We start from the raw sequence: 24,285 nt of genomic DNA, 5'->3' as shown, positions 1-24,285 counted from the left end.
CAACCTACCGAGTCAGAACAAACCGAAAATTCCGACAATTCCACCCCAGAACAACCTACCGAGTCAGAACAAACCGACAATTCCGACAATTCCACCACAGAACAACCCAGCGAGTCGCAACCCCGAGAAACTGCCAACCCCGCACAGAACGGGGATAAGGAGGGTCGGACACAGGAAGAGGAGCAACCGATACCAGTGGCGAGATTGGAAGAACCTCAATCCACTCCCACGTCAGTAGAAGAACCCACGGAATCTGAGGAAACTTCAGGCACACCGATCGCCCGAGATGAAGTTCCGGTTGCCGAGTCTGACACCCCAGAGGTTGAACTTTCGCCAGTACCCGACAGGGATGAAGCGCCCCAGGTGGCAGAACCCGCGCCGAATGCAGAAACAGGGACGCCGCCGGAACCAATTGTCAATCCCGAAGCGCCGATGATTGGCGAATCGATGGCGAGTGAACCGCCAGAGTCGGATCGTCCCGTTTTGCCGATCGCGCCGCCGGATATGCCCGCCCCCGATCTGCCCCAGACACCGATCGCCGTGGAAGACTCCTCCGCGCAACCGGTGAGCGTTTCCGAAGGGCAATCGGCAAGTTCAGACATTCCCGCCCCGGATAACACCGCCTCGGCGACACCCACTGAGGAAATACCGAAAATCATCAGTCCCGAGATAGCGCGCCGAGAGATAGAAGGATGGTCCGAACCGGTGGATCCGGAGGTGCCGGAGGTGCGGATCGAGATGGAGGCGGTGGAGAATTCTTCCGTAGCGACGCCGGTGCAATTGCCGGAGAGTCCATCCGCAGAGGCAAGTGCGCCCCCGGCGGTTTCCGATGCGGCAGATATCCCGGCGATCGCGCCCCGGGTCAGTGCCTCCCCTGTCACTCCCCTAAACTCCCAAACCTCGGTGACTCCAGAGGCACCCACCAGGGCCAGTGCATCTGCACCCCCTGCGATCGCCCCTGCATCCCAACCGCGCGCCTCGGCAAATCTATCCGTACCGCATATTGAAACCCTCCGCACCCGGGAATTTTCCGCCTCTTTGGGGGTGACGTTACCCCAGGAAGCGCTCTCGGTGGTGAATCTGCGCGAATCCCTCGCCGGGGTGGCAAGGGAAACGAATCTCAATCCGGCGGTGGTGTATGCGATCGCTCATCCCCAAGAATTGCAACTGGTGGTCATTACCCCAGAAGGTTTGCCCATCACTCGCAGCATTCCCGCCGCCTCCCGCAGCGCCTTGCGGGGGAAAGTGACCGAATTGCTTTCGGAAATCACCAATCCACACAAAACTAACACCAATAGCTATTTGAGCGCGGCGGTGCAACTGTATCAATGGTTGATTGCTCCGATTGAAGCGGAATTACAAGGGCGCAATGTTGATTTGTTGATGTTTTCTTTGGATGCCGGATTGCGCGGCATTCCGTTGGCAGCACTGCACGATGGCGAACAATTTTTAATCGAAAAGTATCGTCTCGGATTGATTCCCAGTGTTACCTTAACCGATGCACGGTATAAAAATCTCAATAATAGTCGGGTGCTGGCAATGGGAGCTTCGGAATTTAAAAATCCGGCGATCGAACGCTTAAATGCGGTGCCCTTGGAGTTATCGTTTATTGGGAAAAAGTTTAAAGGGGCTGAGTATTTCTTGAATGAAGAATTTACTCCGGAGAATTTACGCGAGCAACGGGAAAGGGAATCGTTTGATATCATTCATTTGGCCACTCACGTGAAGTTTTCCAGTTCGGTAGATACTCCCCAAAACCGTTCCGACGAGATTCGGGGCGAGTCTTACATCCAATTTTGGAACCGACAAGTTCCGTTTGATGAAATCCCGCATTTGGGCTTTGAAAAGGGTACCGTAGAATTGTTGGTTCTGAGTGCTTGCGAAACTGCGGTGGGCAATCAAGATGCGGAATTGGGATTTGCCGGCTTAGCCGTGAAAATGGGGGTAAAATCGGTTTTGGCCAGTTTGTGGCAAGTGGATGATGATGGCACGTTGGCCCTGATGAGCGAGTTTTATCGGCACCTGAGAACGCAAGACAAAACGATTAAAGCTGAAGCCCTCAGACAAGCTCAGCTTGCTATGCTTCGCGGCGAAGTGACTGTAAAGGAGGGACGCTTGCGCGTTACCGGGGAGGAATTAGAATTGCCTCCAGAAATTGCAGCCCGATTCGGCGATCGCCGTCTGTCTCATCCCTATTTTTGGGCCTCTTTTACTTTGATTGGCTCTCCTTGGTAATCCCCTTCTCAGAAAAGTCCGGAACCCTACAAAGGTTCGGGGCTTTTCTGACCTAATTTCAACCGGATTCCATATAACTCCCTAATTCTGGCAAAACTAGGTATAATTAGGCTGGTGAATGGGCAGGTGAATCACAAACTCCGTTCCATGTCCGAGTTCGGAATAACAATTTAACACGCCCCCATGTTTGTTGACAATAATTTGATAGGCCACAGATAAGCCCAAACCCGTTCCTTTCCCCACCGGTTTGGTGGTGAAAAAGGGATTGAAAATTTTCTCTTTGACTTCTGGCGACATTCCCGGGCCGTTGTCCTGAATCCGAATCACTGCGAAGCGATCGCTCACCACTTCCGTGCGAATCTGAATGGTCATTTGTCCTTGGTGATTGGTCATTTGTCCTTGGTCATTGAAACCTGTTACCGATGACGAATGACTAGAGACAACCGACTCGAAGGCATCGATCGCGTTGTTTAAAATATTCAAAATCCCTTGATTAAGCTGACTGGGATAGCACTCGACTTTGGGCAAATCGCTGTATTCTTTCACCACTTTAATCAGTGCATTTCCCGCTTCATCTTTGAAGCGATTCTCCACAACGAGCAAGGTACTGTCTAACCCTTCGTGCAAATTTACGCGCTTCATTTGCGCTTCGTTGAGACGGGAGAAGTTTCGCAGAGATTGCACGATCTGACGAATTCTTTCGGCTCCTACTTTCATCGAATCGAGGAGTTTTGGCAGATCCAATCGCAAAAAACTCAAATCGATATCTTCTTCGAGTTCTTCAATTTCGGACACCGGATTGGGGTAATGCTGTTGGTAAAGGCTCAACAATTCTAGCAAATCGCGCAGGTAATCATTAGCATGAGCGATATTGCCATAAATGAAATTCACGGGATTGTTAATTTCATGGGCAACCCCCGCCACCAGTTGTCCGAGACTGGACATTTTTTCGCTTTGAATGAGCTGGGTTTGAGTGCGTTGCAGTTGTTGCAATGTCTGTTGTAGCTGTTCCGCTTGCGCTTGCAAAGAGGCAATCAGCTCGTTTTTCTCCCGGGAAGATTCGCTGAGCGCTTGCTGTTTTTGTTGGCTTTCGGTGATGTCGTGCAGGACAATCATTGCCCCTAATTTCTGGCCTTCAGCGTCAAAAATAGCTTCGCCACTGGCGAGGACGATTCTGGTTTTACCCTGTTTGGGGACGATCGCCATTTGCTCGCCGGCGATCGCTTCTCCATTCAGTGCCCGAAGTAAGGGCATTTCATCCTCAGAAATCGGTGTGGTTTCCTCGGGATAGTACAACTCATAATAATTCGACCACTCCGATGGCGACAGCGCTGAGTCGGGCAAGCCATAAAATTCTCGCGTGGCTCGATTAAATAAGGTAATGTTTCCCTCGGCGTCGCAAGCGATAATTCCGGCGTCTACACTATTGAGTAATGCTTTTAAAAATTCTCGTTCTTTTTGCAGTTCTTCTTCGACTTGCCGTCGCTCTGCTACTTCGTTTTGCAGTTTGTGAATGGCATTGCTAAACGCTAAAGAACGGCTTTGTAATTTCCTTTCAAGGTCGCCAAGAAACCGTCGCGTGTCTTCATAGGCGCACTCGGCTTCGACTTCGGCAATTTTGCGATCGCTGATGTCGTGGGCAATCGCATAAATTTTCTGTTTGTCTACCACCGGATTGGCAGTCCACCGCAGCCATTTATAAGACCCATCTTTGCACTTATACCGATTCTCAAATGAGACGCTTTTTACCCCCTGCAGCAGCTTGATATATTCACTGAGGGTGGCACTATGATCTTCGGGATGCACGAAGTCAATAAAGGGTTTGGTCAGCAATTCGGATTGGCTAAATCCCAGGGTGTTTTCCCAAGCGGGGTTGACGCTTTTGAGATAGCCGTCAAACCCGAAAATGGCAAATAAATCTAAACCCAGATTGAAAAATTGCCTCGGTTCTTCGGTGGCGGATTTCGGCGGCGAGGGCGCGCTGCTGGGTTGGGCGGTGGCGATCGCGGCTTCTATTTCTCTCCCAATGGCGTAAATTAATTCTTCCTGGGGTCTCGATGTGGCTTTCCAGGAAAATCTCCGCTGGGAATTGTCTGGGCCGCAAATACGATTTTCAAAGGCGATCGCTTCCCTTCCCGCTTGCAGTTTCTCGATTTGCTCTCCCATGGCGGTTCTATCCTCCGGATGAACCCATTCCAGCAAGGGTTTGCCCCGGATTTGGGCTGCGCTCTCCCCTAAAATCTCCTCTCCTACCGGGTTTAGTTGCTGAATCTGACCCGCAAAATCAATCACGCAAAGAACATCCTCTGCTAACTCAAAAAATGGACTCTCTGCCGAACCTACTCCAGTTTGTTCTCTCCCATCTACTGTGGAATTGTCTACATTAAACTGAATTCTACTCATCTGTTGCCTCAGTGCCATTGGCCGCCATTACAATTTTACTCTCGAAAACGGTTTTTTTTATACTATCGTTGATAACTCTGTCTTATTTTAAAGCTTCTGTTGAGATTTATGGCGCTGCGGTTAAAGATTCGGTAAGGTCAGTGAAACTTTCCATTTTTTAATCTCTATATGCAAGAAAATATCCCGTCGCTATTTCTAAATTTCCCTTGAATGTTGCTTCAAATAACAACAGTTTTGGGTACCCTAAAAGTTTAGCACGAGGCCGATCGCCTCTGACCTACCCTAAATCCGTTGCCGCCGAGGAGTCCATCTTGCGAGCGTCTCGCGCACTTTCCCTCCTCCCCTGGCATGGTTTCACCCCGCAAATTAGCCGCGATCGCACCGACGCTTTCCCCAAGCTCTTCTATTCTAGATTGTCAACTTGACATAAACGATAAACCAATAATCAATGACCAATGACCAATGACCAATAACTTGAATTTCACTCAGAAGAAAAAGCCGTTAAAAACGATGCAACTGCCGGTTCTTCAAGGGGTTTAGAGAACAAATATCCCTGGGCGTAGGGGCATCCGAGCGATCGCAGCAGGGTGAGTTGCGCTGCGGTTTCCACCCCCTCGGCGATCGCCTGGAATCCCAAAGTCTCAGCCAAGGTCAGAATGGTTTTCACGATATCTAATTTTTTGGAATCGGTTTCCATTCCATTGATAAAACTGCGGTCGATTTTGATAATATCCAGGGGCAGACGGTGGAGATAGGCCAAACAGGAATAACCGGTGCCAAAGTCATCAATACATAACTGGATTCCCCGGGTTTTTAATTGGCTAATTAAATTATTAATTTGGCTGGATTGCTGCATTAAAGTTCGTTCGGTAATTTCGATTTTTAAGGAACAGCCGCTTAAGAAATTTTCGGTTAAAATGCGGTCGATTAACGCCAAGTAGGAAGGATGAGAGAGTTCGATTTCAGAGAGATTGACACTGATGCTCAACGGCCAAAATTGGGGAAATTGCGATCGCCAACGGTTTAACTGTTCCCCCGCGCGCCACAACACCCAGTTATCCAAGGGGACAATCAAACCGGTTTCTTCCGCGAGGGGAATAAACTCCGAAGGAAAGACTCGCCCGCGCTGCGGATGTCGCCATCGCACCAGGGCTTCAAACCCGGAAACCGAATGATTGGGGAGGAAAATAATCGGCTGATAATTAAGATGCAATTCTTCTTGGGCGATCGCCTGTTGTAGTTCGCTTTCTAATTGCAATCGCCACAGGGCGTTTTCTTGCATCGCGGGAACGAAGAAAGCCGTGGGAGAATTGCCCGGATCTTTTGCATAGTGCATCGCCGTATCTGCGGATTGCAAAAAATCCGCCGGCTGAGTCGAACCCAAATTGCCCAGAGCGATGCCAATATTGACCCCGGAAAACAGGAGCGAACCATCCAGATGGAAAGGGGATTTCATCGCCTCATGGATGCGATCGGCGATTGATTGCACCTCGCGATCGTCCCGGATGTTCTGCAATAAAATCGCAAACTCATCGGCTCCCAATCGCGCTAATACATCGGTCGATCGCAGGCAAGTTTTGAGGCGCTTGGCGGTGGCAATTAACAGGCGATCGCTCAATCCATGACCGAAGCTATATTTTACCATTCGATAGCGGCACAATTCCAGAAACAAAACCGCAAATAAACCCTCGGGATTTTCGGCAAATTGGTCTACACAAACCTGGAGGCGATCGAGAAAAGCGTTGCGATTGGCTAATCCCGTCAGTTCATCAGAATAGGCGCGCTGATGCAGGCGATCGCGGACTTGTCGCAACTGTTGCCGATTTTTGCGCGTTTCCGTGACAAATTCCACGGTTTTATTAATCGTAATTTCTAAATCGCGAAAATCAATGGGTTTCGTTAAAAAATCGAACGCGCCGCGATTCATTGCCGTTCTAATATTGACCATATCTCCATAAGCCGAAACCACCACAGCTTTCAGGGTTTCGTCAATTTCTTTAATGCGATCGAGCAAGATTAAGCCATCCATTTCCGGCATTCGTAAGTCGGTTAAGATGGTATCCACGGGGGGAACCTCATGGGCGAGGGTTTCGAGCGCTTCTTTGCCATTGCGGGCAAAAATAAACTCAAATTTTTGGTTCCGAATATTTTTTTTAAATCGTTGGAGAATCAAGCGCTCTAATTCAAGCTCATCATCAACGACTAAAATTTTAGCCACCATATTTTATTCCTTTTCCCCACTCCCGAGCGACTTTAACTGGTGCCCATGTTTTTTGGCAGAGAAATGATAAATTCTGTGCCCCGATCGCGATCGCTTTCCACTTTGATGTCCCCTTGGTGCTGCCCTACGATAATCTCGTGGGTCAGAGATAAACCCAACCCCGTGCCTTCCGTGGGCGGTTTCGTGGTAAAAAACGGATTGAAAATTTGTGACAGATGTTCCGCTGCAATTCCCGGTCCATTATCGGCAATCCGGATTTCTACCCAGTCCCCCAAATTTGCCGTTTTTACCGAAAGGGTGGGAGTAAAGGAGTCGCCCACTTTTGTCTGTTTATCCCGCAAGGCATAACAGGAATTGGCAATGATATTAATAAACGCTCGAGATAAACTTGGCGGGACTAAAGGCATTTGTGCAATCGACTCATCATATTCGGTTGTAATGGTTACATTAAACGAACTATCTTTGGCTCGCATTCCATGATAGCCTAATTTCACCGCATCGGCTAGAATCACATTAATATCGCTGCGTTGGCGTTCGCTTGGGTCGTGGCGAGCGTGCATGAGCATGTCAGAAATAATTCTTTCGGCTCTTTTTCCGTGGCGTGCGATGGACTCGGAATTTTCTTTTAAATCGTTTAATATTTCGGTAATATTCTCGAAAGTATCTGCCTCTAGGCTCTCGGCTTGACTTTCAATTTCTTCTACCAGTTCCTCGGTTAGCTCTACCGAACCTTCCGCAAAATTGGTTACAAAATTCAGGGGATTTCTAATTTCATGGGCAATGCCGGCAGTGAGCGACCCCAAAAAGGCCAGTTTTTCTTGAGCAACAATTTGATTTTGAGCCGATTGAAGTTGTTGGAGGGTAGTTTGTAATTCCGCTTCGGTTTTTACTCGCTGTTGAATTTCCTCTTTGAGCTGGAGATTTTGTCGTTCCAAGGTCTTGGTTAACGAGCGCAATCGCAAGTGAAGTCTGACCCGGGCGAGGACTTCTTCTTGCTGAAACGGTTTAGTGATATAATCAACTGCTCCTAAAGAAAAACCTTTGACTTTATCGGTGGTTTCCGAAAGGGCAGTCATAAAAATCACCGGAATATCTTGGGTTTGGGGATTTTTTTTTAAGCGATCGCAGGTTTCAAATCCATCAATTCCCGGCATTTTCACATCCAGCAAGATTAAATCCGGCGGATTTAGCTCCACTTGCGCGATCGCGCTTTCTCCATCCGCTTCTACTGCAATTTCAAAGCCATTGTTCGTCAGGGTACTGGCAATCACTGACAAGTTGGTTGGATTATCATCCACAATTAAAATTAAATTAGATTCATTCGTTATCAAAATGCACCATCCCACTTTCTATTTTTACAACAAATAATCGCCAATAAACTGACGAATTTTTTGAATTTTAAAGTCGCGTGCCAACGTTATTAGCTGCCGAGCAAACGGTTTCAATTTTTCTTCGTTTTGTGCTAACGCTTCGGCGCGTTCTTGAATTTTAATCACGCGACCTTTTTGGGCTAAATCGAATAAAATTTCCAGTTCTTCCATCGGTGGCGGTAGCAAATCGGAACTTGCCTTGGGCGATGAATCCGGCGGGGAATCCTCGGGCAATTCAGATGCCGGCGATCGCTCGTACTTCCAAGATAAGTTTAAATGATTTTCTAACAAACCGCGCAACTCATCCGCCTGCACTGGTTTGGCGAGAAAATCATCCCCACCCGCCTCAATACTTTGATGGCGATCGCTGTCAAATACACTCGCCGAAGACACAATAATTACCATTCCTTTTAGCTCTTCACTCTCGCGAATGTGGCGAATGAATTCAAACCCATCCATCACCGGCATCACTAAATCTGTAATTATCCCATCCGGGTGCCATTCTACAATTTTTTCTAACCCTTCCTTGCCATTCACCGCCGCTTCCACTTCAAACCCCAAAGGTTTCAGCAGACTCATCAATACCGAACGATTTTCCCATTTATCATCCACCACCAGAATTTTTGGCGCTTTACCTTCCACGCCGATAATTTTACCGCGATCGCTGATTCGGGCCGCTTCCATCCACTCTCGCGCTTCAGTTAATTCCACCTCAAACCAAAAGGTACTCCCCACATTCGGCTGACTTGACACCGCAATTTCACTCCCCATCATGGCCACAATTTTTTGCGATATCGTTAACCCCAATCCGGTTCCTTCTGCCTGTCGTTTCAGCGTTCCCACTTGTTCAAACGGCGAAAATATCTTCTCAATTTGTTCCTCAGTCATTCCCACCCCGGTATCGCAGATTTCAAAACAAATTTTATGCCGGGAGGGCTGGATTTCGCTACTGTTTACGGTAAAAATAACCTCGCCGGAGTCCGTAAATTTAATCGCATTTCCCAACAGGTTAATTAACACTTGCCGCAAGCGTTTTTCGTCAGCGCGAACCCCTTCGGGAAGTCCCGGGGTGGGTGCAAAGGAAAAGCGAATGCCTTTTTGTTCGGCTTTGATGCGACAAATTTCCGCAACTCCTTGCAGAAAAGAGGGAAAATAGATGTCTGTGGGGTGCAGTTCCAGTTTGCGGGCTTCGATTTTCGAGAGGTCTAGAATATCGTTAATTAAGGTCAGTAAATGAGTGCCGCACTGGTGCATAATGTTAATGCTATGCTGATGTTTATCTCCCAGGGTTTTATCTTGGCGCAAAATTTGCGCGTACCCGAGAATTCCATTCAAGGGCGTGCGAAGTTCGTGACTCATATTGGCCAGGAATTCGCTTTTAGCTTGGTTGGCGGTGTCGGCGATTTCTTTGGCTTTTTTCAGCTCTCGAGTTCGTTCGTCTACGCGCCATTCTAGTTCGTTAAAGGAGTCTTTTAATTGGGCGGCCATTTGGTTAAAAGATTGGCCGAGAATTTCGAGTTCTGCGATAGTGCTGCGTTCTACTTTTTTGGTTAATTTGCCCTTGGCAAAGGCGCGAGAAGCTGCGGATAATCGACAGATGGGTACCGCAATCCAGCGCGAGGTAAAAATGCCCACTCCCGTAGCTACCGCTAAGGCGATCGCGCAGAGTAAAATGGTGCTGCGAGTGTTGGCATTAATTTGCCCCATAAAGTCGGCTTCTGGAACTACCACCACAATCAACCAGTCAAGACCCCATTTGTCGGAAAAAGGCGTAATTTGCACAAACTGTTTGCGTCCGTTTATGTTAAAACTGAGTTGCTTGGCACGCTTAATGTTGTGCAAATCGCCAAAACGTTGGGTCAAAAAAACAGCCGTACTTCGCGTTAATTTATCCTCACTTTCGGTGGCTGCAATCCGTTGGATTACATCGGTATTTGGGGAAGAAATAAAGGGTTTTTCTTTGGTGGAAGTGGCAACGAACGATCCGTCCCGTTCCATAATAAAGGTTTGACCGGATTGGCCGATTTTTAAGCGATGTAAAAAGTCATTGATATGGATTAAAATCAAATCCGTGGCCACAATCCCCTCCAGATTACCGCGATCGTCGTAAAGGGGCATTCCGTGGGTAATGGTAAGGGTTGGTTCGTGAAAATAAGAATAAACTTCGCTCCAAACTGGCTTTTCCGCCCGCGCTGGGGCGAGATACCAGGGGCGAATTCGCGGATCGTAGTTGGGCGAGACTTTCACGATGTTAGTGGTTCTATGACCCTCGCGATCGCTCAAATAGCTATAGAAGTCATATCCGGTTTCGCGATCGACAATTTCAATATGAAACTGGCCATTTCCCAGACGTTCAAATCCCAGAAATTCTTGCTGCTCATTGCCAACCTGAATATAACTCACCGTCTCGAATAACTGCAGTTGTTTCCAGAAAAAACGCTCCATGCTACGCGGTTCGTCAATATTCAACCACCCTAAATCTATAGCATTGATAATGTTTTGATTCACTAAATAAGGCGTTTCTAGATAGGTTTCGAGGTGCTGTTCGATGCGGGCGCTGACTTCGCGCTGCAATTGGGAAGCCACATCATTTACCGCTTTTTGTCCGTTTCGCAACGCCAGCCACCCCGTTAACCCAACTGCAGCAAAAATTTGCAGGACAAATGGCACCACGAGCACGAGGCGCAGGGGAATTTTTCGGCGTAGTTTTAAGCTTTTCCCAGAGTCATTGAGTAAATTCATAACCAAGATTTTTATAAGAATAAACTGCAAGAAAATAAGGTAATTTTTATCTAAAATTAACGGTTAATAAACTACCCGGATGTTTGGCGTTTGATGCAATTTTTTATCCCTTCCCTGTCTGGGTTTATGTTTATTCTTATCCCATCAAAGCTGCATCCTACTTTGGGTTGAAAGGGGTAAAAATTATGTCAACTTGACTCAGTGTTTTGCCCGGGAATTTCGACGATAAATTCGGCTCCTTCTCCAGGATGGGAAATGCACTGAATCTTTCCCTGGTGTCTTTCTGTCACAATTTGACGAGAAATATAAAGTCCCAGTCCCGTTCCTTTTCCCACCGATTTCGTGGTAAATAGATGGTCAAACATCCGCTCTTGAACCGCCGGGGGAATTCCCGGACCATTGTCTTTTATAGAAATCGCCACCCTGGGAAAATAACAGCTATTGTCTTTTGCGCTTTTGCCGGAAATAAAGCGGGTTTTAATAACAATTTTATTTTCGCTTAAACCTGATTTTTCTTCTTTATTGCTACTGGCTAAGTCTAAAGCATCAATGGCATTACTGAGTAAATTCATAAACACTTGATTCAGTTGTCCCGGGTAGCAAAGAACCGGCAGTAACTCGTCGTAATCTTTAATGACTTCAATGGCGGGACGATGTTCGTTCGCTTTTAGCCGATATTTGAGAATCATCAAGGTGCTGTCGATGCCTTCATGGATATTAAAAGGCACTGTGGTGTCAGTATCGGAACGGGAAAAGGTTCTTAATGAGGTGCTAATATTTTTAATGCGATCGCTTCCATGTTTCATGGAATCAATCAGTTGCGGCAAGTCTTCCATCACGTAATCTAAGTCGATCGCCGCTGCATTTTCCGAGATTTCCGCCACTGGATCTCGGTAGTGCTTTTGATAGAGTTTGATGTGTTCTATCATATCCGCGATCGCTTCTTCCGCATGAGCGATATTTCCCGCAATAAACCCCACCGGATTATTAATTTCATGCGCTACCCCAGCCACCAATTGACCCAAAGCGGACATTTTTTCACTCTGCACCAGTTTAGCCTGTGCTTCTTGCAACTGATTAATGTTGTCTCGCATTTTTTTCACATCTTCCAGGGTTTTCTCGATAGTCAGCCCTAAATCCTGGAAATCAATCGGCTTGGTTACGAAGTCACACGCCCCTCGATTCATCGCTGTTCTAATATTTTTCATGTCCCCATACGCCGACACCACCACCGCCTTTAGAGTGTCGTCAATTTCTCGCAGCTTTTCTAGTAAGGTCAGCCCATCCATTTCTGGCATATTGATATCGGTTAACACCAAACTGATGCTGTCTTCCGATTTTATTTTTTCTAACGCTTTTTTGCCATTATCCGCAAACACAAACTCTAATTGCTTGGCACGGATTTTTTTGCGGAACCGCTGTTTAATCAACCGCTCTAGTTCTATTTCATCATCAACCACTAAAATTTTGACCGGGTTCATTACTGGTGCTTCTCCTCATTGATTTCTACAGGCTAGATAGCTATCCACCTGAGGCAGAACTAACTTTTACCTCCATTTTTCTATTCCCATCAACCGATTGTCCCCTGTTCCCTAAAATTTCCCTTTGAGCTAGATTGATGGGAGCGAAAATATCCTCTCAGACAATGGGTAAACGCTCCTGGTTTCAGTATAACCAATAGAAGTCACGGCAAACTGTTATCTAGATAACATCACCTGACTAGAATTGAGATCTAATTTTAGAGAAAATCGCCGATGAGAGGACTGTTGCCATTTTCAAACCAGCGTCTCCACACTCTTCTTTGAGAGAAATTTTGGTCTCCCGATTAATGAACTTCCGCATCTTCTAAAAATTTTTGCTGCGGGCTGAGAGAGGGTTTGACGTTTCGATACCTGAGTATCTCTATCGCCAGATTTGCCTGGATTTCGATGGTTTTAGCGGCATAAATCTCAACTACCTTAAGCGGCAAATTTTGAGTTTCTGCATTCAAAATTTATATGATTCCGGTGCCAGCACTAACGGAATAACAATTTCCATAGCTTGCCCGCCGCGATCGCCGCCGGAGAAGCATTAGCACGATCCAACTTTGAGCATATTTATTTAGCGGATTGTCTCGATAAATTGCTACAACACAATGGAGTGATAATTGTAGAAGAAGCAGAGAAATCGAACGCAAAAGTAAAACTCTACAACGCCGCCATTACAAAAGAAATTAAAGAGGTGGAAGCCAAACAAATCTATGAAGCGCGGGATTTAACTGATGCTGAAGCGCAAGAAATGTCCAGCAACATGGAGGCATTTTGGGAGGATAACTGTGCCGCATTCAAACAGGGCATCAAGCGTCAGTTGCCTGGAATTAAGAATGACCCAGTGTGGGGTGCATCATTCATTCGAGAGTGCAAACGCTGGATCCTAACGATGAGGTCGCAGTGCCAATCCACCGGCATAAATGGAAAGAATGGAAAGAAAGGCTCCAATAAAAGCTCTCCGATGGCGCTGGAAAAAAGTGGGGCGAGGGGTGTCGGTGGCAAAAACGATCGACGGCAAACGCCACTATCGGATCGGTTTTGGCAGACACCACACGGATGAGTGGAAAGCGTCCGAGAACCGCCTAACAGAAAGCTTGGAAGCGAGAGGCAATATGCTTGTGGAGAACTCCGAGTCAGGGTGCAGATTGGGAGATATCGATGGAGAACTCAACGATCTGCACCCGGTCGTTCATGGAGTGTTAATGCGAGTAACGAGCCAGAATGGAAAACCTGAATGGGGCGATCGCCCTCTAGTTTATTGTGACGGGGAACCCTTTGTCAATTCCTACAGGGGCAAAAGGTGTATCTGGTTGAGGATACCCGGAAAGGGGGCAGCATCAATGCCCTGGGAGGATTTGGAGCTTGTGGGATGAGCGATAGTGACCCGATAGCGCAAGCTATGGAGCTAAATATTAAGCCCCATAGCTTGCGCTATTTTGACAATGGCGATCGCCAAGAAGACCCATGAGGCCCACTGGGATTACTCGTGAATGCACTGGTTTTGTAGAATACCTGCTATATGGATGCTGCCTTAAGGCATCTGCATAACCAGAGGTATGAAGTGAAAAAAGAGGAGCTATCGCGCCTCTCACCATTAGGACACAAACCTATCAATATGTTGGGGCGTTACCAGTTTGCCTTAGCTCAACATTTGAACAGAGGAGAACTTCCTCCTCTACGCAACCCGAATGACCCGAATGAGTCTGATGGCTAGAATGTAATGCCTGTAAGCTTTGTGGGCTTAACGTGCATTGCTGTTCAATTGCAACCCCCCACCCCCCGGGTTCGGGTGAAGAACACGCGCTTAAGCGCTCAACAGCGGCATCCTTTATCCCATAGCGGGTATTTTGGCCTGTGCGTTTGTCCGATAGGGACGACAAACGCTGGCGAAACGAACCGACGATGGTTTTGAACAAACCCCGTTCTTGCAATCGCTCTAGCTTTCTTGGATCTCTCAGATGTTATTAAGCACTTATGCAAAATAATTTGCACGAGTTAACTCGTTCCCAGGCGATCGCCTGGGAACGTCCCTCCCGAGGCTCCGCTTCCCCCCCAATAAATGTGCATGCAAAGGTTTGCACCCTTGCTGACAATACCGAGATTCCCAGTGCGCCGAACAGCTTTTTGTCAAAATGAGAATTGCTGCGGTTTTGAGTCAGAACCTGCTGTGCGCGCGCAGTATCTCCGCGTCACAGAGATAGGTGATGCCCGAATAATCGTCGAAAAACTGGTCTGCGACCTCATCCGAAATCTTCAAAGCCATATCTCGATTGGCGGTGAGCACCTCGATTTTTATATTCGAGTAGCTGTCGCTAACGGTAGGTTGTCCCGACGAGCGCACGTTGCGACTGCCTTTACCGCCAGCGGCCACCACCGTATAACCGGTGGCTCCGGCTGCGTCGATGATCTTGGCGATCTTTTTCAGCAGCAACTTTTCCGTGACGATGACGAGCTTACTGGCTTGCTGGGTCATGTGAGTTACCTCTTGATGTGTTTTGTCGCGACAATTCAACGCAATACTCTATGGTTTTGCCTTGAACCATATATTTAAAGATTATGCCAAAGATCGGCGAATCCATTACCCTCTGTTGAGAAAGATTGACTCAAATTAGCCGAAGCATTTTATAAAAAACACTTATCCTTCTTTTTGGCGCTATGACCACCAATGAAGCCTCCCCCACCGCAGATGTTTGAGTGGTCGGCGGCGGCAGGGGGGGCACCGTCGCGGCGATTCAAGTCCCTCGACCTGGAGCCAAAATCGTTCTTGTTAGCGCGTTGGCTTGGTTAGGTGGCATGTGGACCTTGGCTGGCGTTGCCGTTCCCGATCGCAGGGAACTGCTGGCCTGCCAAACGGGGGTGAGGGGGACTTTTTTGCACGCCCTGCCCCAGGGTCAACCAGGGGAACTCGACCCTGGCTAAGTGAGCTTTTTTACCTATAAGCCCAATATTGGTGCAGCAATTTTTGCTCGTGGTGCAAGCGTCACCGCCATTATGGGGAGCCACGATGTGGACGAGGCGGTGCTGCTGAGCGATCGCATTGTCATGCTCACCAATGGTCCGGGTGCCAACATCGGTCCGGTCCTGGATGTGGACATTCCTCGCCCCCACAAACCCATCGACGTGGTGGAGCATCCCAGCTATTACAGCCTGCGCTGGGAAATTATCTACTTGCTCAACCAGTACAAGCGGATCGAAAAGATTTGGTCGCTTAAATCGGCAGCGATCGCTCGTCACGCTCTGGAAAACCTCTATCTGGATGTGGGCTTTGGGCCGCTGACAGCTTGTGCGCCGATCGCGAAAGAATCAAGGCTCCTTCACCAACTTTGATTAAAATGTGGTCGTTGCAGCAAATCTAAGATAAACTTAACAATATCGTTCAAAGCGAAAGCATAGATGTTTGTCTTCTGTTCGACATCAATATCAGGTTTGAGCGGCCCAGTCTCTGTCTTTGAGACACTCTCCATTCACAGGTGAATTTCTGACAGGTGTTTCCGTAGCGGCGGGCACTTGCCCGCCACCGTATGATGGCTCATTAATCAGCACCAATCAGTAAAGATACCTATCAAGCGCGAGAATGCCCTTGCAGGTCCCCAGGGCATAAACAAACTTGTCACCAATTTCCCCATAAGCCCACAGACCGTGCTGGTGCAGTAGAGAATCAAAAACCAGGCCAGGGCGATCGCCCTGGCCTCATCCAGGGATTAGCCATTTTCCTTCCAACTTCTCAGAAGTGATTGTTGATAGGGAATGGATGCAGTAGCTCAGTTTCGCCTCTTCCTCCTCAAGGAGTTCAAATCCACTTTCCGCAGCTTCAAGTGGCGAGGGTGGATATGGCTACGAAATCATGATGCAGTTTGCCACAGTTAGCTCATTCGTATATTTTCAGTAAACTACCATTATTGACAATAGATGAGGGGCAGTTTAGGGAAATAAAAAAAAGCCCAAAACCTAATTATAGTAAACATTTTACCCATTTAGGTTCCGGGATTTGACAGTTAAGGTGCGGAAAGTGGGCTGGAAGATGTGAAATTAGACGAGGATGCCCAACGCGATGAGAAAATAGCCGCCGCGTTGGTCTGCCGAGCTAGGGGAGCATCGGCAGAGCGCAACCCGTCTTGGATCAGCTGCCCATCATCGCCTGGGCGAGTCCGATGAAGAGCGGTATTCCCACGGCAAGCGCAACCGGCGTGCCGACGGCTGTGGACGAGCCGATGTAGGCGGAGGGATTGGCTTTGGGAATGCCAGCTCGTAACGTGGGCGGCCCTGAGATGTCTGAACTGGAGGCGGCGATGACGGCCAGGATAACGACGCCGCCAGGGCTGAATCCCGTGGTGATGTGGGCAATATAGCCGAGACCGAAGCCAATGAGTCCATGCAGCAGGGGTGCCACAAAGGCATATACGACGTACCACTGAGCCACCTTGCGGAGTTCGCCGATTCTTGACCAGGCCTCCATACCCATGACCAGCATCAGTACCGAAAGCAGGCCGCGAAAGCCGGGATTGAAGAAGCTCTCATAGACACTGTCGGGCCGGGTGATTATGCCTAGAACGATGCCGAGCAGCAGTGCCGATAGGGCAGAACCCTGGAGGCTTTCCTTCACGATCGGCCAGATCTCGACCCCCTTGCCTTCGCTACCTCGCTGCTGGCTGCGATACTCCTGTCTGCTGGTGGGATACTCCGGCTTGCTGGGATAGTCGCCTGCGGCAACTGCCTGCTTGCTGAGATACTCCTCCTTGCTGAGAGACTCCTGCTTGCTGAGAGACTTTTGCTTGCTAGTATAAATGCTGGCCAAGACGATCGCAGTCACGAGCGCTGGGATGTCCATAAAGGGATAGAGTGCGGCGGCCCAAGCCTCGTACTGCATGCCTTCCGATTCCAGCATTGTCAGGCCGGCAGCGAGGGTAGAGCCACTCACGGCACCGAACAAACCCCCGGTCGCAATGGCATCAACGGTTATGATTTTCGGCAGTCTGGCCAACGTGTGGCGCGCGATGAACACGATAACAATCCCGATTACCGCAGCGAACAGTGCGGGCAACAGCATCTCCGCGAGATTGGACTGGCGGATCGCAATGCCGCCCTTCAGGCCGACTCTCATAAGCAGCATGAAGACGATGAACTTATAGACCGAATCTGGAATTTGCAGTCGGCTATTGAGGGCGGCAATGACCATACCACCAATCAGAAAGCCAAGTGTCGGAGACTGCAACTTATCAAAGAAGCGCGTCAAGAACTCAAGCAAAAAATCCACTGTGTAATTCCTCCTTAATCAGATATTAGGCGTCAGGACCGCAGGCAAGCATGGCCTCAAATCCTGTTTGGCTGGCTCCACGCATCCGGGTTAGCAGCGAGTCAACGCGCCACGAAGAATGCATCTGCATCCCGGTGCGTCTTGTGCGGGAAAATAAGATTTCGCTCCGGCGAGCGCTTGCCGAGCGCGCTAATCTCTATTGATTCATTGGCAATGTCTTGTTGAGGACATAGTTTACCAGCAATTGGTTCGTAAAATTCGATCGATGCATTTGGGAAAGTGTTTTCGGGTGCCCACTCACATGAAAAGCGGTCCTTCTGTAGCGCTTCAGCAACGGAAAATGGTGTGCATTCGGTGAAGGCATCGACTGAGCGCCCAGATTAGCCCGGTTGATGATGTCGGCATCGCTCAACACCGCACGAGCCAAAGCATCCAGCACCGAGGGATTAAAGTTAAAGCCATTCAGGTTAAACGCCATTTTACTCACCTCCAAAGCCGCAAACGAGATGCACACTGTGGGAAACACGGCCAATCAGAGATGAAGATATAATCATTCCAATTGATTTCTATAGATAAATCTTTATAGGCCGTGAAGACAGACGTCTTTGTGTTCCCCCCCGGATGTCCAATCCCCGGGCAGTTGTTGCTGTTTGTTTCTACTTGGAATTACAATAGAGTCGGCGGCGGAAGCGCCGACAGTGTACAGACAGTTCCGACGAGACATTGCGAGAGAAATTTGCTGCCATAAATACCTCCTTCCGTCTCCCCTGGCGGGGGGAGTGGTGATTGTGATAAGTGAAATCGGTTAAAAGTTGAAGAAAGCGAGGGTGTAGCGCTACACCCCTGCAGCCCAGGTATTCGGCGAATACCTGTCCCGCAGCACTTCCCATAGATCGAGATCTATTCAGACCCGAATCTCTATGGGCTTAAGTTTATCTTAAAATTTCCAGAAATTTGCGATCGCTCTACATAGATCTGCCAAGTAATTTCAAATTCAAATCATAAGTTTTCCTTTTAGTCTCAGAAAACCCCTATATAGCTAGGCAATGTAAATTGCGATCGCCCCTCCGAAACTGTCAACCCTAACCGTTATCTCCCGATCGCCCCCCGGATTCACAAGTCCCTGCCCACTCCTGTGCAAGCTGCAATGCCAGTTGATTCGCCCAACTCATCCACTGACTCTCATCCACCACTGCCGCCTCTGCCATTATCCGCAACCCGTTGAGCAGTTCCTCGGTATCGGCTTTCGGATTCAGCCAGATCTCGCGGATCCAAGTCTCCTCCGGTTGTTTCCCCAGGAAGGAAGGCGATCTCAACTTCCCCGCTGCTGCCCTGGACTTGCTCTGTAACCGCACCAGTGCCTTCGGTTTTCACCGCCAAGATTGCGCCCAATTTCACCCCCCGCTGCTCACCCACCCGGTTCACTCCATTTAGAGGGGAGGACTCCACTCAAATTTTTTCACCCATCAATCGGTTTAATGTCGCCACGTTATCACCCTTGACCCTTTCCCCCCCGTGTTGGCGAAAGCTGTATTATTTATTTTTTATAGCGCTCTTTTGTTATTGCTTGCAAACAATTAATCTATTTTTTTGGGTGCTATTATTTTGGCAATACTGCTGTTTAAAAAGCCGCTAGGTTTCTATTTCCTCATTAACCCCTAAAGTTGTGACCGAGTATATTCCTGGTATTTTTCTTCATTGATTTCTACAACCTAGATAGCTATCCACTTGTGGCAAGAATAACTTTTTCCTCCATTCTTATATTTCAATCAAATATTTTTCCTCTATTTTTTCAAAGAAAATCTGAGTTCAATTAATATTTTTAAAATACTTTTAAGAACTTTTCTGAATTTTAATAGTTTATTTATAACTCAACTTTTTATCAACAAAAATATCCTTAAAACAACGAATTAAAAATAAAGCAGCAATCTAAGTTTAGAGAACATTGCCGATGATAGGAGTGTTGCGATTTTTAACTCATCGCCCCCACTATTCAGGGAGGAAAATGTGGCTTTACCGATTAATGAAGTAAAATGCTTTAGCCGTTGATTTGGGTAAAAAATAGATAAGAAATATTGTCTAATTTGCGGCAATTGTCGGTGGGGAGGTAGCAGAGATTGAAGTGGGAGGGGCGTAAAAGTGGGGTGAAAGTGTAAAGATAAGTAAACGCGGCGGAGCGTTGGCGGAAATTGGGCAGGCGAATGGTTGGGAATGGAGATTAAATCGGCGGGTGGAGGAAAAATTTTGGAGAGAAGGAGCCTGAGGGGGAACCTGGTTGTGGCGCGCCCAGGCGATCGCGTCACGGAGAAAATCTAGTTATCCTAAAAGAACTCGTCACATTTAGATTAAAATGTTTTCCAGAAAAAACCCGAGTCGTTTGGTCATTGCCGCGATCGCGGCGGCTGGTGTTGCTTTTGGTTATTTTTACTTGCGAGGCACTTTTTCTTGGAAATCGGAGCCACTCGAAAGCGCCAAAGTAATTCCCGATGAAGCCGTGATGGCGGCTTATTTCATCACCGATTCGCAACGGTGGTCGAAATTCCAGCAGTTTGGCACCCCTGCAGCCCGTGGGGCGATCGCCCGCCGCCTGCAAAACCTGGAAACCCAACTGCTCAGCCAACACAATCTCGATTACGAAACCGATTTGCAACCTTGGGTGGGAAACATCACCCTCGCCTGGGTACCCTCAACCACCACCAGCGAGGCACCCCTAATCTCCCAACCCAATTATCTGATGGTGGTAGAAATTAAAAACAAGCTGCGGGCGTGGCTATTTGCCCGCAACTTCAAATCAAAACAAGACGTTAAACGACAGGTATTTAACTATAAAGGAGTAGAGTTAGCCGAGATAATTTCCCCGATGGGAACCCCTCTGTATCAGACAATGTTAGAGAACAAATTGCTCCTGTCGGGGAATCGAAGCACCTTAGAAACCGCGATCGACACCCATTTAGGCGAACCTTCTTTTGCTTCAATTCCCGCCGCAGCGAAACAACTCGCCTCTGGGGAGAATGCAGGAGATGCGATCGCCAATTTTTACATTCCCGACTATAGCGAGGGGATAAAACAATTGCAACGGCAGATCGGCGATCGCACCTCAGTTGTCTCCCCCATACAAACCGTGAAATCCGCCAGCATCGCGGTGGGTGTAGAAGATGTCGGCTTGCGCGTGCGAGTGCGAACCGAGATCGATCCGCAATGGTTCGAGTCGCAGCCCGCCGCCGCCGGCCAAATTCTCGATCGCTTTCCCGCCGAGACCCTCGCCTTTGTCAGTGGTGAAAACCTCGCCAACAGTTGGACCGCCCTGGTGGCTCAAACCGAAGTTCAGCCAGAACTCGCCGGGGCGGTAACGCTCATCCGCCAAGCCTTCGCCGCCGCCAACCTGAACGCCGATCGCGATATTTTCCGTTGGATAGATGGGGAATTTGCGGCGGGACTGATTTCATCCCAGCAGGGATTGTTGGGGCAATTGGGATTTGGCGGCGTAGTGGTGTTGGAAACCAGCGATCGCGCCACAGCAGAAGCCACCCTCGCCAAACTCGATGCGATCGGGCGCAACCTGTTACCCTTTCCCGTCTCCATCAGTTCGAGAACCGTAAATGGGGTGCTGGTGCGGGAATGGAAAATCCCCATGCAAGGGGCATTACTGGGACATGGGTGGCTCGATGACGACTCCCTGTTTCTCGCGATCGGCGGACCGATGGTAGATGCGATCGCCACTCCCCCCACCGCCTCGATCCAGGAAAACCCCAATTTTCGGGCGATCGCCGACTCCTTACCCAACCCCAACCAGGGTTACTTCTATTTAGAAATGGAGAAATTCCTCAACGCATTCAACGCCTTACCCCTGTTTGTGGGCACTCAAATTCCCCCCGAGACCCAAGCTATGCTCAATTCGATTCGCGGTATCGGCGTCACGGGCACCTGGTCAGACCCCACCCAGTACGAGACCCACATGCTCTTTTCCCTGAAAAAGACCAAAGAACTGACCAACCCCTGAGCCATTGACGATGTAGGGGGGTGATTTTCCCCGAACCCTGGGGACTCGAGCGGCAAAAAACCGACCCCCACATCGGCTAAACTATCCCTTGACGTCAACGAGTAAATCGAACCCCCTGGAATGACTGCTGCTGCATCGACTCAACCCGGATTCGCCTCCCGGATGGTGAATGGAGTGCTCGCCATCAAACCTTTAGCCAACTTCGCCAAACATCAAGCGCGACAGATGATGATAAAGCGAGCCGAAAAAATAGGCGTGCCTTGGCGCAAACAAGCGCAAGAACTGGCAGAACGCAACTGGGATGAGGAGTTTGCCCGGGTTTGCAATCCCGAGTTAAAATATCCCGAATATTACTTATGTTCGTTTCATGCTTACGATCGCGGTAACTTAAGTTGGGAAGCCGCTACGGAAGTGGAAGTGGCGGCGCGGGCGGTTCATGCGACTATTTGGCCTTCCGCCGGTGCCCAAGGGGATGCGAAACTTCGCAACAGTTACCATCAGGTGTTAAAGGAACGAGTCCCTGAAGCACCCCGGGATATTGTGGATTTAGGGTGTTCTGTGGGGATGAGTACCTTTGCATTGCAGGAGGTTTATCCCGAGGCGAACTGTACTGGGGTGGATTTATCTCCCTATTTTCTCGCCGTGGCTCAGTATCGATCGCAGCAGCGCCACCGGGACATCCCCTGGGTTCATGCGCCTGCTGAATCCACTGGGTTGCCAGAAAATTCTTTTGATTTAGTGTCTGCTTGTCTGATGTTCCACGAATTGCCGCAAGAGGCGTCGCGGCAAATCTTTCGCGAGGCGCGGCGGTTGCTTCGTCCGGGGGGACATTTGGCGATTATGGACATGAACCCGAAGTCGGAAGTTTATGCGAAGATGCCGCCGTATGTTTTAACCTTGCTCAAAAGTACGGAGCCATATTTGGATTGTTATTTTGGTCTGGATATGGCTAAAGAAATTGCCGCCGCCGGTTTCCAGACGCCCGCGATCGCCGCGACTACTCCCCGCCACCGGGCGATCGTCGCTCGCGTGAAATAGGTTAGGACTTACGCCACTTGTCCCATTAATCACTAGCAGTAGGGTGGGCAACGAGTTGCCCACCCTACCCGTGAGGGCGGTGCGGTTTTCCTGTAGGTGATGGAACACTGGGGCGTGACCCTAGCAGATCCGGAATCCGTTTTGCGAAAGCTGGATTCCGGGTTATTTAAACATATGTTGAATCGCTTCTTGGGCTTCTTGACGCAAACCGGCGGCGATTCTAAAGAGTTCTTGACCGGTATGGAGGTAGTGTTCGTCGTAATTGAGGGTAAAAAATTCTAATTCTTCAATGCCATCTTTGACGCGATCGAGACAATAGTAAAGATGCGCCGCCGCACTGGCAACATTGGCGGGATTTCGCTTCGACTGAAAGGACCCCTGTGCTTGTTCTAGAAAGTCTCTAGAGGTTTCTAAATAGTCCTGAAAGTCGCCCATTAATTCGTCGTCAAAGGGGTCGGCAGAAAGGCGATCGATTTCATCTTCTAGGGAGTACAAAATTTGACCGAGGATGCGATCGACTGGGTGATAGACTTGTTTGAGCCATTGTTGTAGTTGTGCGTCCAGATTCGGGGCGGTGGAACGATAGGAACGCGGGTTATTTTGAGGGCCTGGGTTGCGCCTTTGCCCTTGCGTCTGGATTTGCGATCGCGCCGCTCCCCGTTTGCGATCGTAGAACTTGCGGCGCTGCGGGTCTCCCAATACCTCGTAAGCGGCATTAATCCGGACAATTTCTTCCGGATCTGCCGTCTGGCTATTGCTATCTGGGTGGAATAGCTTGACTAACCGCCGATACGATTGTTTGATTTCTGCGTTAGAAGCTTTGGGACTGACTCGTAAGGTATCATATAAGTTCAAGTTTTCCATCATAAAATTTTGCCATAAACAACAGCAATGGGTTAGACTATTGTGTTCGTTTCGTCTCTGCTTTTTGACGAACCTGCGTTTTAATTATAGTTCTATTTCCGCGATGCGGTAAACTCCACAGACCCTCGGGATTTAAGTGAAGCTCGAGCCAGTTAAGTTCAGTGAAATTGAAAACATTATCCCGAGACAATATTGTTAAGAAAATTTACACAAATTTGGCGAAAAACATCTTGACAAACAACGATAATATCGGTTAAGAGAATGCAAAAAACCCTAGTCGAGTCTGTCCGCTTATCTCGGCGGGTTCCCCCTGCCCCCCACCGTCGATCGCGACGGAAACGACGCCGCCCCACCCGCGCGCAGAGTGTGGGCGATCGCGTTCGTACTTATCCAGATAGACTTTCTGTCCCCGAGACGATATAGCAGTTCTCATATGGGTGAGGTAACGAATTTTTTACTTCGGAGGTGCAAGCGCGGTTGGGACTATTCGGCTGCGTGCCACATCAAGAAAGAGACCTGCTATATTTCACCACCACCACGCGATCGGTGGAAAAAAACTATCCCGATAAGCGCAATAGTTTTTTATCCCTAGTCCAACCCCAGGGATGGAAAAACTATCCCGATAAGCG

19 protein-coding genes and 2 pseudogenes are annotated in these 24,285 nt (G+C 48.7%); 9 read left to right on the top strand and 12 right to left on the bottom strand.

Annotated elements, in window-relative coordinates; genetic code table 11:
* A partial coding sequence (locus LKK83_RS29540) for a CHAT domain-containing protein (RefSeq protein ID WP_324635046.1) occupies positions 1-2,235 on the top strand: 2,235 nt, incomplete at its 5' end.
* Positions 2,236-2,331: 96 nt separating this feature from the next.
* Here the strand turns inward: LKK83_RS29540 and LKK83_RS29535 are convergent.
* From LKK83_RS29535 to LKK83_RS29510, 6 genes are all read right to left on the bottom strand, one after another.
* Complete coding sequence (locus LKK83_RS29535) at positions 2,332-4,638, bottom strand: PAS domain S-box protein (protein ID WP_324635045.1); 2,307 nt, start codon at positions 4,636-4,638, stop codon at positions 2,332-2,334.
* A gap of 481 nt (positions 4,639-5,119) precedes the next feature.
* Positions 5,120-6,859, bottom strand: coding sequence for a putative bifunctional diguanylate cyclase/phosphodiesterase (locus LKK83_RS29530; protein WP_324635044.1), 1,740 nt, complete (start codon positions 6,857-6,859; stop codon positions 5,120-5,122).
* A gap of 32 nt (positions 6,860-6,891) precedes the next feature.
* Positions 6,892-8,190 (bottom strand): hybrid sensor histidine kinase/response regulator, encoded by a 1,299-nt coding sequence (locus LKK83_RS29525; RefSeq protein WP_324635043.1) that lies wholly within the window; start codon positions 8,188-8,190, stop codon positions 6,892-6,894.
* Between the two features lie 24 nt (positions 8,191-8,214).
* Entirely contained in the window at positions 8,215-10,971 is a 2,757-nt protein-coding gene (locus LKK83_RS29520) for a hybrid sensor histidine kinase/response regulator (protein ID WP_324635042.1), read from the bottom strand.
* Positions 10,972-11,159: 188 nt separating this feature from the next.
* Positions 11,160-12,452 carry a hybrid sensor histidine kinase/response regulator gene (locus LKK83_RS29515; protein WP_324635041.1) on the bottom strand — a complete coding sequence of 431 codons (1,293 nt, stop codon included), beginning with the start codon at positions 12,450-12,452 and terminating at the stop codon, positions 11,160-11,162.
* 344 nt (positions 12,453-12,796) lie between these two features.
* Positions 12,797-12,961, bottom strand: a complete 165-nt coding sequence (locus tag LKK83_RS29510) for a hypothetical protein (RefSeq protein WP_324635040.1) — start codon at positions 12,959-12,961, stop codon at positions 12,797-12,799.
* Between the two features lie 50 nt (positions 12,962-13,011).
* On the opposite strand from LKK83_RS29510, the gene LKK83_RS29505 reads away from it, so the two are divergent.
* The 3 genes from LKK83_RS29505 (at position 13,012) to LKK83_RS32495 (ending at position 14,214) form a co-directional block, all read left to right on the top strand.
* Positions 13,012-13,560, top strand: a complete 549-nt coding sequence (locus LKK83_RS29505) for a hypothetical protein (RefSeq protein WP_324635039.1) — start codon at positions 13,012-13,014, stop codon at positions 13,558-13,560.
* A 240-nt stretch (positions 13,561-13,800) separates the two neighbouring features.
* A complete protein-coding gene (locus LKK83_RS29500; protein WP_324635038.1) occupies positions 13,801-13,968 on the top strand; it encodes a hypothetical protein in 168 nt (55 codons plus the stop codon).
* 51 nt (positions 13,969-14,019) lie between these two features.
* Positions 14,020-14,214, top strand: coding sequence for a hypothetical protein (locus tag LKK83_RS32495; protein WP_442957389.1), 195 nt, complete (start codon positions 14,020-14,022; stop codon positions 14,212-14,214).
* Between the two features lie 68 nt (positions 14,215-14,282).
* Here the strand turns inward: LKK83_RS32495 and LKK83_RS32490 are convergent.
* Both LKK83_RS32490 and LKK83_RS29495 read right to left on the bottom strand, forming a co-directional pair.
* Positions 14,283-14,404: pseudogene (locus LKK83_RS32490) on the bottom strand (ISNCY-like element ISAtsp9 family transposase); the annotation flags it as partial.
* 251 nt (positions 14,405-14,655) lie between these two features.
* Complete coding sequence (locus LKK83_RS29495; protein WP_324635037.1) at positions 14,656-14,973, bottom strand: P-II family nitrogen regulator; 318 nt, start codon at positions 14,971-14,973, stop codon at positions 14,656-14,658.
* Positions 14,974-15,194: 221 nt separating this feature from the next.
* On the opposite strand from LKK83_RS29495, the gene LKK83_RS29490 reads away from it, so the two are divergent.
* Positions 15,195-15,419, top strand: coding sequence for an FAD-dependent oxidoreductase (locus tag LKK83_RS29490; protein ID WP_324635036.1), 225 nt, complete (start codon positions 15,195-15,197; stop codon positions 15,417-15,419).
* The gene (locus LKK83_RS29485) at positions 15,420-15,827 is read left to right on the top strand and encodes a hypothetical protein (protein ID WP_324635035.1); all 408 of its coding nucleotides are present in this window, start codon (positions 15,420-15,422) and stop codon (positions 15,825-15,827) included.
* 793 nt (positions 15,828-16,620) lie between these two features.
* Here LKK83_RS29485 and LKK83_RS29480 read toward each other — a convergent pair.
* The 3 genes and pseudogenes from LKK83_RS29480 to LKK83_RS29470 form a co-directional block, all read right to left on the bottom strand.
* A complete protein-coding gene (locus tag LKK83_RS29480; protein WP_324635034.1) occupies positions 16,621-17,754 on the bottom strand; it encodes a sodium-dependent bicarbonate transport family permease in 1,134 nt (377 codons plus the stop codon).
* Positions 17,755-18,085: 331 nt separating this feature from the next.
* Positions 18,086-18,286, bottom strand: a pseudogene (locus LKK83_RS29475) (Photosystem Q(B) protein 1); the annotation flags it as partial.
* Between the two features lie 550 nt (positions 18,287-18,836).
* On the bottom strand, positions 18,837-19,109 hold the full coding sequence (locus LKK83_RS29470; RefSeq protein WP_324635033.1) for a hypothetical protein: 273 nt from the start codon (positions 19,107-19,109) through the stop codon (positions 18,837-18,839).
* Between the two features lie 995 nt (positions 19,110-20,104).
* On the opposite strand from LKK83_RS29470, the gene LKK83_RS29465 reads away from it, so the two are divergent.
* Both LKK83_RS29465 and LKK83_RS29460 read left to right on the top strand, forming a co-directional pair.
* Complete coding sequence (locus tag LKK83_RS29465; RefSeq protein WP_324635032.1) at positions 20,105-21,754, top strand: DUF3352 domain-containing protein; 1,650 nt, start codon at positions 20,105-20,107, stop codon at positions 21,752-21,754.
* A gap of 120 nt (positions 21,755-21,874) precedes the next feature.
* Positions 21,875-22,792: a class I SAM-dependent methyltransferase gene (locus LKK83_RS29460; RefSeq protein ID WP_324635031.1), complete on the top strand. Its 918-nt coding sequence runs from the start codon at positions 21,875-21,877 to the stop codon at positions 22,790-22,792.
* A 162-nt stretch (positions 22,793-22,954) separates the two neighbouring features.
* On the opposite strand, the gene LKK83_RS29455 is transcribed toward LKK83_RS29460, so the two are convergent.
* On the bottom strand, positions 22,955-23,659 hold the full coding sequence (locus LKK83_RS29455) for a J domain-containing protein (protein WP_324635030.1): 705 nt from the start codon (positions 23,657-23,659) through the stop codon (positions 22,955-22,957).
* A 258-nt stretch (positions 23,660-23,917) separates the two neighbouring features.
* On the opposite strand from LKK83_RS29455, the gene LKK83_RS29450 reads away from it, so the two are divergent.
* The gene (locus LKK83_RS29450; protein ID WP_324635029.1) at positions 23,918-24,079 is read left to right on the top strand and encodes a hypothetical protein; all 162 of its coding nucleotides are present in this window, start codon (positions 23,918-23,920) and stop codon (positions 24,077-24,079) included.
* The last annotated feature ends 206 nt before the right edge of the window (positions 24,080-24,285 follow it).

This window comes from Phormidium sp. CCY1219 (assembly GCF_035615515.1).
GTDB lineage: Bacteria > Cyanobacteriota > Cyanobacteriia > Cyanobacteriales > Laspinemataceae > CCY1219.
Note: the sequence above shows the minus strand (reverse complement) of the source record. Positions and strands in the feature narration are given on the sequence as shown.